The organism is Natronospira sp. (assembly GCF_007134575.1).
In the GTDB taxonomy this organism is placed as follows: domain Bacteria; phylum Pseudomonadota; class Gammaproteobacteria; order Natronospirales; family Natronospiraceae; genus Natronospira; species Natronospira elongata.
Genome location: NZ_SLKM01000059.1, coordinates 1 through 10,249 on the forward strand (window position 1 = coordinate 1; position 10,249 = coordinate 10,249).

General features: G+C 59.9%; 8 protein-coding genes. All 8 read right to left on the reverse strand.

Going from position 1 to position 10,249, the window contains the following annotated elements; genetic code table 11:
- A partial coding sequence (locus ACJWXQ_RS02415) for a phosphate ABC transporter, permease protein PstA (RefSeq protein WP_406672061.1) occupies window positions 1-1,202 on the reverse strand: 1,202 nt, incomplete at its 3' end.
- Window positions 1,203-1,238: 36 nt separating this feature from the next.
- Window positions 1,239-3,485: an ABC transporter permease subunit gene (locus ACJWXQ_RS02420; protein WP_346049584.1), complete on the reverse strand. Its 2,247-nt coding sequence runs from the start codon at window positions 3,483-3,485 to the stop codon at window positions 1,239-1,241.
- Window positions 3,486-3,762: 277 nt separating this feature from the next.
- A complete protein-coding gene (locus tag ACJWXQ_RS02425) occupies window positions 3,763-4,725 on the reverse strand; it encodes a phosphate ABC transporter substrate-binding protein PstS family protein (protein WP_346049474.1) in 963 nt (320 codons plus the stop codon).
- A 345-nt stretch (window positions 4,726-5,070) separates the two neighbouring features.
- The gene (locus ACJWXQ_RS02430; RefSeq protein ID WP_406672062.1) at window positions 5,071-6,183 is read right to left on the reverse strand and encodes an OprO/OprP family phosphate-selective porin; all 1,113 of its coding nucleotides are present in this window, start codon (window positions 6,181-6,183) and stop codon (window positions 5,071-5,073) included.
- Between the two features lie 156 nt (window positions 6,184-6,339).
- Window positions 6,340-7,638 carry a phosphate regulon sensor histidine kinase PhoR gene (gene phoR / locus ACJWXQ_RS02435; RefSeq protein WP_346049470.1) on the reverse strand — a complete coding sequence of 433 codons (1,299 nt, stop codon included), beginning with the start codon at window positions 7,636-7,638 and terminating at the stop codon, window positions 6,340-6,342.
- Between the two features lie 39 nt (window positions 7,639-7,677).
- Window positions 7,678-8,367 carry a phosphate regulon transcriptional regulator PhoB gene (phoB, locus tag ACJWXQ_RS02440; protein WP_346049468.1) on the reverse strand — a complete coding sequence of 230 codons (690 nt, stop codon included), beginning with the start codon at window positions 8,365-8,367 and terminating at the stop codon, window positions 7,678-7,680.
- Window positions 8,368-8,452: 85 nt separating this feature from the next.
- The gene (gene tsaB, locus ACJWXQ_RS02445) at window positions 8,453-9,154 is read right to left on the reverse strand and encodes a tRNA (adenosine(37)-N6)-threonylcarbamoyltransferase complex dimerization subunit type 1 TsaB (protein ID WP_346049466.1); all 702 of its coding nucleotides are present in this window, start codon (window positions 9,152-9,154) and stop codon (window positions 8,453-8,455) included.
- A partial coding sequence (locus ACJWXQ_RS02450; protein ID WP_406672063.1) for an ATP-dependent DNA helicase occupies window positions 9,151-10,249 on the reverse strand: 1,099 nt, incomplete at its 5' end. The genes ACJWXQ_RS02450 and tsaB, both read right to left, overlap by 4 nt.

The window sequence follows — 10,249 nt, forward strand, 5'->3', positions numbered from 1 at the left end:
AGGGTGAGAGAAACCCAGATCAGGCCCGGGGTACCAAATGTGGGTGCCGGCAGGGCCTCCGGGTAGAAAACCTGGTCGATATTGCCGCCGATGAAATAGACGAAAAAGCCCAGACCAAATACACCGAAGACAATGGACGGCACCCCGGCCAGATTGTTCACGGAAATACGGATGGCTCGTGTAAGCGGCCCCTGCTTGGCGTACTCCCGCAGATAGATGGCGGCGAGCACACCAAAGGGTGTGACGAATATGGACATGATCATGACCATGGTCACCGTGCCGAAGATGGCCGGAAAAATACCGCCTTCCGTATTGGCCTCCCGGGGATAATCGGAGAGAAAGCGCCAGAAGCGGGAGAAGTACTCACCGATTTTCTCTGAGGTTGACATGGCATTTGGCGCAGTAGCCCGGACAAGATTGGCGAAGTTGATCTCCACCATCCGACCGTCCATGACCTCGAAAACTGCGGAAACATTGCCCGCCTGGTCCCGCTTCAGCTGCCTCTGCTCACGAAGCTGATTGTATTCCTCCTGGAGCGAACCCATCTCCGCGTCCAGTTCCTCGTAACGCTCGGCCTTTGCCGTCTCGGACATGCGCTCGTCCATTTCAACTCGGCGACGTTCCAGGCGAATCTGCTCCATCCGGAAGTTGACGCCACCGATTTCGTAGCGATCAATACGAGCAACCTCGTCCATCAGACGAACACTCTGTGGCGCCAGATCCACAAGGGCCTGGAGAGCGGCATCACCGGTGGCGACCGGCACACCCCCTTCCCGCACTTCCCGGACGTAGCCATAAAAGTCACCCCATTCCCGGCGCTCCAGGCGAACCAGATTTTCCGGATAACGCCAGTCCCTGAGTTGCTCCGCCACATACCAGGCAAAATCCCGGGGCAGCAGGTCTCGGTTGCCATGCTTGATCAGGTGTCGTACCACCACCTCCTGGTCCTCCGGCACCTCAAGCCCCGTCTCTCGCATGGCGGCTGCGGTCATGGTCTCGCTCTGGCTCAATTCGCCGATCAGCCGTCTTTCCTCACCGTCTTCAGAAAGATACGTGATCTCGGCAATATCCGACGGCCAGAAATGTCCGAGGCCTCGCACGGCGATCAGACCAATGAGGCCGATCACCATGATCATGCTCAGGGTCACCGCACCGGCGTTCAGCCAGATCCAGGGTGTGCCACTCTTGAACCAGTTCGTCATTGCATGTTTCCCGTCAATACCGTCCCGATGGCGGGATCAGAGTGAGCTGTACTTGCGCCGCAGACGCTGGCGGACGATTTCGGCAATGGTGTTGAGGACAAAGGTCGCCATGAACAGAACCAGCGCCGCCAGGAAGAGAATCCGGTAATGCGTCCCGCCGCGGGCGGCCTCGCCCATCTCCACGGCAATGTTGGCCGACAGGGTGCGCATTCCCTCGAAGATATTGAAATTCACCACCGGGCTGTTCCCGGTGGCCATCAACACAATCATGGTCTCGCCCACGGCTCGGCCGAAGCCGATCATTACCCCGGAAAAGATCCCCGGGCTGGCGGTAAGCAGCACGACTCCCACCATGGTCTGCCACGGTGTTGCGCCGAGAGCCAGGGAGCCCTGAGTCAGGTGCTTGGGCACGTTGAACACCGCGTCCTCGGCAATGGAGAAGATGGTGGGAATCACTGCAAAGCCCATGGCGAAGCCCACAACCAGAGCGTTACGCTGGTCGTAGGCGATACCCTGCTCGGTAAACCACTGGCGCATGTCACCGTCAAACAGGGCCACCTCTACCCAGGGGCTGGCACTGACGCAGACATAGCCCACCACCAGCACCACCGGCACCAGTATGGCGGCCTCCCAGCCTGGCGGCACCCGCTCACGCAGAGTGACCGGGAGCACACGTGTCCACAAAAAAGCGGCCGCCATCATGAAGACGGGCATCAGGATCAGAATGCTGAATACCGCCGGCAGGTTGTTCTCCACAAAGGGCGCCATCCACAGCCCGGCGAGAAAACCCAGAATGACCGTCGGCAGGGCCTCCATGATCTCGATGGTTGGCTTGACAACGCCGCGCAGGCGGGGCGTCATGAAATAGGCCGTGTAGATGGCGCCCATGATTGCCAATGGCATGGCAAAAAGCATGGCGTAGAACGCGGCCTTGAGGGTCCCGACGGACAGGGGCACGAAGCTGAACTTGGGCTCGAACTCGTCGGTGGCCGAAGATGATTGCCACACATACTCCGGCCGATCACGGCCCTCGTACCAGACCCGGTTCCACAGGGCGCCGAAGGATATTTCCGGGTGGGGATTGGTCATGCGGCCGAACGTGAGCCGGTCCGGCGCATCCGTGAACAGGAAGCTGTTGTTGCGCGGTGAGACGGCTACCCGCCGGATGGGCTGATCGGAAACCTGCTCCATGGCCAGAGTGCGGGCTGATGTTCCGTAATGCACCCCCACATGACCACTTTCATCACCGACAATAAATCCCTTGCGGGCATATTCCGGGAAGATATGGGTAATGGCACCCGGATGACGATCGAACTCGCGAATGCGGGTCAGACGCCGAACATTGTCCTCGTCGCGAACCAGGAACCATTGGGTCAGGGAACCATCGGCCCCGCCGACGATGATAGACACGGTGCCCAACAGGTATTCCATGGCGGTGACGCCGCCCTCCACCCCTTCCACCACGCTGGTACTGTCCACCAGGCGAGCCTGCTCCGGACGGTGGATATCATAATAATGGAGACTACCCTGCTGGTCGCCGATCACCAGGTTGCGCAGGGTAATGTCCACCAGCATGGAGGAGATCTCACCGGGGGGCGTCGGCAGCGCATGCATGCTACGAGTCAGCTCCACCTCGTCAGTCATGAAGTGACGCCGGGCCTCGTAGCGCGCATAAGTCAATGCCCCGTTGGTGGTCTCGGTTATCAGGGCATAACCGCGCCCCCCCTCCTGGACGGCGATATTGCGCACCGCAATACGTTCTTCGGCGACCCGAATGGGTTCTTCGCCCAACGGGAACCTGAGGCGAGGGGTTACTTGGCGTTGATTGTCCGGATAAGTGATCTCATACTCGAGTTGAACCACCAGGGCTGTACCGTCAGACAGGCCAAATGCGGCCAACCCGGTCCGCGGCTCGCCGGTCGCAAAGCTGGTAATCGCCACGCCGAGGGGAATGTCCAGCATTTCGGTTCGCAGGACTTCACCGGACTCCGGCTGGAAATATATCGCCTGGCCCTCGCTCGTATAGCGAACGCCCACGGCGTTATGCCGATCAGTGGCGAAATAGAGTGTCTCGGCCTGATCAAAACCCGGCATTTCGTAACTGATCGGCTCATCCAGATCCGCACCCTTGAACAGGGGAGTCACTTCGCTGAACAGATACACGAAGATGGTCGCCAGGGAGATAATCACACCGATCCCCGCCATGGCCACAAAACCCTTGGCAAACCAGTCCTTGGTTCGACGCCAGCGACGCAGCCGGGTCCGGGCCTCCGGCCCGGGCATCAGGCCGTCGTCACCGTGGCCCGCCTCCGGCGACCCTGCTTCACTCTGCTTGCTCATCGTTGATCTGTCCCGAGTGCCTGCTTCCATTTGTGGCCCGTCCTGAACGGGTCCGCTCGTTGCGCCGGCAATGCTACGGAGCACTCATGACAGAAACATGACAGTTTCGCGACACAATGGTTAAGGATCTCATTAATGAAACACGCCATTGATTACATTAAAAAAAACGCCCGGCTGTCACCGGGCGCTCTGCCACATCAATGAACGTGAAGGGGCTGTGTTACAGGCCCAGACGATCTCTCCACTGTTCAGCGACGGAGGCCGGCAGGGGGATGAAGCCGTCACGAACGGTCACTTCCTGGCCCTGTCGGGACAGCACCAGCCTGAAAAACTCACGCTCCAGGGGCGGCAGTTCCTCGTTGGGGTGCTTGTTCACCGCCACGTACAGGAAGCGAGCCAGCGGATAATCGCCGGTAGCTGCGTTCTCGGCGTTGGGCTCGAAAAGCTCGCCATCCTCACGACCGACCTTGATGGCTTTCACGCCCGAGGTGTTGTAACCAATGCCCGAGTAGCCAATGCCATTACGGGATTCCGTGACGCCCTGCACCACGGAGGCGGAACCGGGCTGCTCGTTGATGGCATCCTTGAAGTCGCCATCGCAGAGGGCATGCTGACGGAAGTAGCCATAGGTCCCGGAGACGGCATTACGACTGTAGAGAGTGATATCCCGGTTGGACCAGGCACCACTCAGGCCGACCTGCCCCCAGCGGGTGATGGTTTCATCGTGACCACAGCGGCGGGTGTCGGAGAAAATGGCGTCTATCTGCGGAATGGTAAGACCGTCGATGGGATTGTCCCGATTGACGTAGACCGCAAGCACGTCGATGGCCACCGGCACCAGTGTGGCTTCATAACCATGTGCCCGCTCGAAGTCGGCCATTTCGCTGTCACGCATGCCACGGCTCATGGGCCCGAAGTTGGCGGTCCCTTCGGCCAGGGCGGGCGGGGCGGTGGAGGTGCCGGCACCCTGGATCTGGATATTGACGTTGGGATAGAAGTCCTGGAATTCCTCGGCCCACAGGGCCATGAGGTTGTTCAGGGTATCCGAGCCCTGGGAGGACAGGTTTCCGGAAATCCCGGAGACGGCCTCGTATTCGGGCAGGTTGGGGTCCACATCGGCTACCGCCACGACGGGGGCAGCCAGTCCGGCGACAATTCCGGCGGTCATCAGCTTTCTCAGCATGGTCACTTCCCTCTTCAGGTTTGCGAGTCAATGCAGGGAAACCCAGTGTCTCCCCGATACGCAGGAGCATTGTCGGCCTGAAGAATGACAATGGTAGGAAAGTGATTTGACAGTTTTGTGACCGCTCCCAGGCGTTGATCAGTCGGGATATTACCCTTCCATGGCAATGACAGCTTGCGTCCCGGCCTTGGAGCCGGCAGGGCTTTGCCTTCGGCTTGCCATGGCCTATCTATGGCCCCGGCCAGAACCACCATGCCGCTGGTCTATAGGGCGGGACCAGCAAAACAAGAAAAGGCCCTGCCGAAGACAGGGCCTTTCACAAAAGCACCTACTACTAAGAGGGTGTCAGAAGGAAACCTGAGTCCGGAAGAGGAAGATATTGGGCTTGTCCGATACGCCACCCATATCGGCGTCCACCGCGATATAGTTCCACATGAACCGAACATTCTTGGCGGCATAGTAGTTCAAGCCGAGGGTGATATTGTCCTGTTCACCACCCTGGAAATCGCCATCATTCAGATCAATATGACTGTAGCGCAGGGCAACTTCCCAGGATCCGACTTCCGGGTTACGGAAGGCACCGCCACGGTAGGCCCGCTTCGAGCCCCCGAAGACGTAACTGGCTTGGGCGTAATAGCCATCAAAATCCACATCGCTGAAGCCGCTTTTCCGGTCCGCGCTCACTGACAGATACTCACCTTGCAGAGTCAGGGCACCAACCTGATAACCGGCCTCCAGGCCAAAGCGGTTGATTCGGTCAACCTCATCGATGGTGCCGGTATCCACGAGTCGAATACCCGTGACCCGGGACTCGGGACGGGCCCGAAAGCGTGCGGTTTCGTCCTCACTGGAAGCAGTGTCTTCGCTGGTAAAGGCCGCGCCCAGGTGGAGAATACTGTTGTCATTGTTCACCGGGGTGCCGAAAATGCGGGCGCCAATACCAAAACCCTCGTCAGCACCGTCAGAAACACGGTCATTGTTGGTTCCGACCCCCTGGCCAAAGAGCATGCTGGCGAATCCCCAGTTATCACCACCGCTGCGGTAACCGAAGCCGGTACGACGGGACTGAGCAAAGCTGGTGGGCAGGGACCGCTCGATGAAAGCAAGGTGATTCGAGCTGGTCAGCTCATCCATGCCGAAAGGCACCTTGAAATGGCCGATAGTGAGGTCACCATTCTCCAGGCCCGTATAACGCAGATAGACATCGCGAAAGCCAACACCATTTTCCGCGAAGTCGATTTCCGACTGATAGGACCAGTTGTCGTCAACACTGCCACTCACACCCAGACGGGCACGACGGAGTCGATGACCATCCGCCAGATCGATATTATCTTCATCATGCAAGGCGTAGTCGAGATGTATCCGCCCCCGGGGCTTGGGATCGGCCATGGCCGGCACCGCAACGGAGACGCCAATAGCGGCAGTGAGGGCAAGCGTGCCGAACTTGATCATGTTCATTCAATATTCTCCTTACAGCCTCAGTAATTTATCGAGTCAGGTATTGGCGCGCCGGACAAATTCCCGGGCCCCTTCCACCAGGGATTCCTATAAAAGGTCCCGAAGTGACAGGGGCATCCTAGGCCCAATGAATGACGAGTACGTGAAGCCTTTGTTTCAATTTGGTGATGCCTGAACACGATCGGCAGGAAGTATGCAACGGAAAGTGCTGCCCTTGCCGGGCTGACTTTCAATCTCCAGACGACCGCCATGTCGCTGTATGACATGTTTCGCAATTGCCAGGCCCAGACCGGTGCCGCCTTCTTTTCGGGTCCGAGCCGGATCGGCACGGTAAAAACGCTGAGTAAGATGAGGGATATGCTTGGGCTCAACACCCTGACCCGTATCAATTACGGAGAAACGCCCTGAACCGGCCGGCGTAATATCCCAGACAAGCCGAACACTGCCGGATTCCGGCGTGTAACGCATGGCGTTGAATACGAGATTGGAGAAGGCGCTATAGAGCTCTGATTCCACACCCAGCATCATGGGCCGTCCACTTACTTCAACCTGCACATCCCGCGGCCCTTTCCCCAGCGCCAGGGCTTCCTCCCTGAGGCGGTTGAGCATGCCTCTCACATCCACCGGATCCCGGATCGCATCCGGCTCCTCTGTCTCCAACCGAGACAGTTCCAGCATGTCATTGACAATTGAAGTCATGCGCTGGGTCTGTCGCTGCATCTCCTCCACCGGCCGCTGCCATTCGGACTGCACATGGGGATCCTCTCCCAGTGCGTCCAGATAGCCCTGTACCACAGTCAAGGGAGAGCGAAGCTCGTGGGAGGCATTGGCGACAAAATCGCGCCGCATGCGTTCCAGGCGGTGCAAACGGGTCACATCTCGGATCAACAGCAAGCGCTGACCCTCGCCATAGGGGACGACGCTCAGATTGAGCCACCGGTCACGATGGATTGGTGAACCGACTTCAATGGTTTCCGGGGCCTCTCTCGAGGAAAGCTGCTTGAGAAAGCGTGGCTCCCTCAAGAGATTGCTGATGGGCTGCCCCAGGTCCTGGCTGCCCTTGAGACCAATCATTGCCTGGGCCGATTGATTGAACCAGACGATATGACCCTGCCGGTCCAGCACCACGGTGCCATCAGGCATGGCCTCGGTGGAACTGCGGAATTCCCGGAGCACACGGGCAAGGCGGCGTTTTCGGTTTAGATGACGTTGCTGGAGTCGATAGTAATGATCAAAAACCTCTCCCCAGAGACCGGACCCCACCGGAGGGTTTCTCTTCCGATCCAGCCGAAACCAGCGCTCCAGACGATAAAGTTGCCAGAGATGCCAGGCGGCATACAGGGACAAGCCAACAACCAGCCCGGGTGCCAGACCGATGCTCAACCAGCCCAGAAGGCCCGCCGGCACCAGAAGCAGCACAATCCTGAGCAGTTCCAGCGACCAGAGCGCTCGCATTGACCGACCCTCCCTTTCCCCGGGGTCACCGGGCGCTCATCAGTCGGAAGAAAAACGGTAACCGGTTCCCCGCACCGTCTGCACATAGTTGTCATAGCCCACGGGCGCCAAGGCCTTGCGCAGACGGCGGATATGCACATCCACCGTACGCTCCTCCACATAGACATTGCTGCCCCAGACCCGGTCCAGCAACTGCCCGCGAGTGTAGACCCGATCAGGGTGGGTCATGAAAAAGGTGAGCAAGCGATATTCCGTGGGACCAAGGTCCACGGACTGACCATCGGCAGAGACCCGGTGACTGGCAAGGTTCACTTCCAGGCCATTGATCTTGACCTGCTCGTCTTCGCTCTCCGGCGCTGCACGACGCAGCACGGCTTCGATCCGGGCGATCATTTCACGAGAGGAGAAAGGCTTGGTGATGTAATCGTCCACACCGCTCTCAAAGCCGCGGATCTTGTCATCCTCCTCGGAACGAGCAGTCAACATGATCACCGGCAACCGGCGGGTCAGCTCTTCCCGCTTCAGAAAGCGGGCATATTCCAGGCCACTGGTATCGGGCAGCATCCAGTCCAGGATCACCAGATCAGGCAGCTGCTCTGCGATTCTCAACCGGGCCTGCTCCGCATCCTCCGCCTCACTGACCGCAAAACCGGCCCGCTTAAGAGAAAATGCGATCATCTCCCGGATGGCCGCGTCATCCTCAACGATCAATATCTGTTTTCCGCTCATGGAACCTTCCATGCTTGAAACCCATGCGGATTACATCAGTGCAATATTACAGCGAAATGACAGTTTCGTGCCCGGATGATGACAATCAGGATGGATTTGTCCCACCGCCAGGGACGGCAACCTTGTCCCGCAGGTAAACCGGCTGTGCCGCGCTGGGTGCCTGTGGGCGGGTCCCCTGGGCGACGCGGGTCATGGCAATACGAAGCATGACGGCTGCATCCGGCAGTGCATCCGGGATTATGGTCGCGGGGCTAACACCCAGTGTCTCTATCAAGGCATCACCATGGGTGCCCCATCCGGTCCCCACGGCCAGCGCCTGCTTTACCGCGATATCTCCCGCCCTGACGGCACTGGGTGGACAGACCTGTTCGGGCGCGATCACTTTCAGCTGATCACCATCAACGCCGAAACCGGCCCAGTAGACCTCGCCCATGCGGGCATCGATGGCGGTAAGCACCTGGGCTTCTCCCCGCTCTGTCGCGGCAGCCACTGCGAGAGCTTCCAGATTGGATACCGGCACCAGACCGCAGCCGACCCCCAGAGAGAGGCCGTGAGCGATGCCGGCCGCAATGCGCACCCCCGTGAAGGCACCCGGCCCGCGGCCGAAAGCAATCCACTCAATCTCGCGGCGGTCGCAGCCCGCCTCTGCCAGCAGGCTTTCTATCATGGGGAGCATGAGATCCGCATGGCGACGGGGCGCAACTTCATAGCGGTGATAGACCCGACCGCCATGCTCCAGCGCCGCCGAGCAGGCCTCGGTGGCGGTATCAATGGCAAGCCTGCTCATGTCGGTTCCTCCTCGAACTCAGGCGCCTGTCGGCCGAGGCTTTCCAGAAAGCGTTTCACTTTTTCTCCGTCCCGAGTCTTGGCCATGGGCGGCAAACTGTCCACGAAGATCTTGCCGTAGCCCTTCTGCATCAAGCGGGGGTCACCGATCACCATCACGCCCCGATCTTCAACATCACGGATCAGACGCCCGACCCCCTGTTTGAGGGTGATCACCGCCTGGGGCAGTTGCCATTCCATGAAGGGGGAACCGCCCCGCTCCCGGATGGCCTCGATCCGGGCCTCGATCAGCGGATCCCCCGGCGACTGGAAGGGCAGTTTGTCGATGGCCACCAGACTCAGCGCCTCACCCTTCACGTCCACCCCCTCCCAGAAGCTCTGTGTCCCCAGAAGGATGGCCCGGCCGTTCTCCCGGAAGGCTGCCAACAGGCGGGCCCTGGGCCCGTCGCCCTGAACCAGCACCTCCCGCTCGGTCCGATCTGCCAAATAGGCCGCCGCTTGCCGCAATGCCCGGTGACTGGTGAACAAAAAGAAACTGCCGCCGGGGGCCGCTTCGGCCAGTGGCAATACCACCTCGGCAAAACGCTCCACATAATCCGGGGCGTTGACCGGCGGCAGCTCCCGCGGATGGTAAAGCACTGCATTGCGCGCATAGTCGAAGGGACTGCCCACCACCAGTTCATCAACCGTCTCCAGGCCCAGGCGTTGACGGAAGTGGGACAGCTCCTCGCGCACGGCCAAGGTCGCCGAGGTGAACACCCAGCTTGCCGGCACGTTCCCAATCCACTCCCCCAGACGATCGGCGGTGGACAGGGGCGTGGCATGGAGAATGAAGCCCCTTTCACTCACCTCCATCCAGCGAACCAGCGCCTCTTCCGGGTCTTGTTGCAGAAACAGTCCCAGTCGCTCCTGCAGGGCCAGGCCCCGGCGCCGGCAATTGTCCAGCTCTCGACTGTGCCCGCCCAGGGTCTCGAGCTGCTCGTTGATCACCGCCAGAGTGCTGGACAGGTCAAGCAACGCCTCGGCGGCCGCCGACTGCTCCCGCGGATCCCAGCGGCTGCGGTGCTCACCTTCCGGCAAAGCGGCCCGAGCCGCC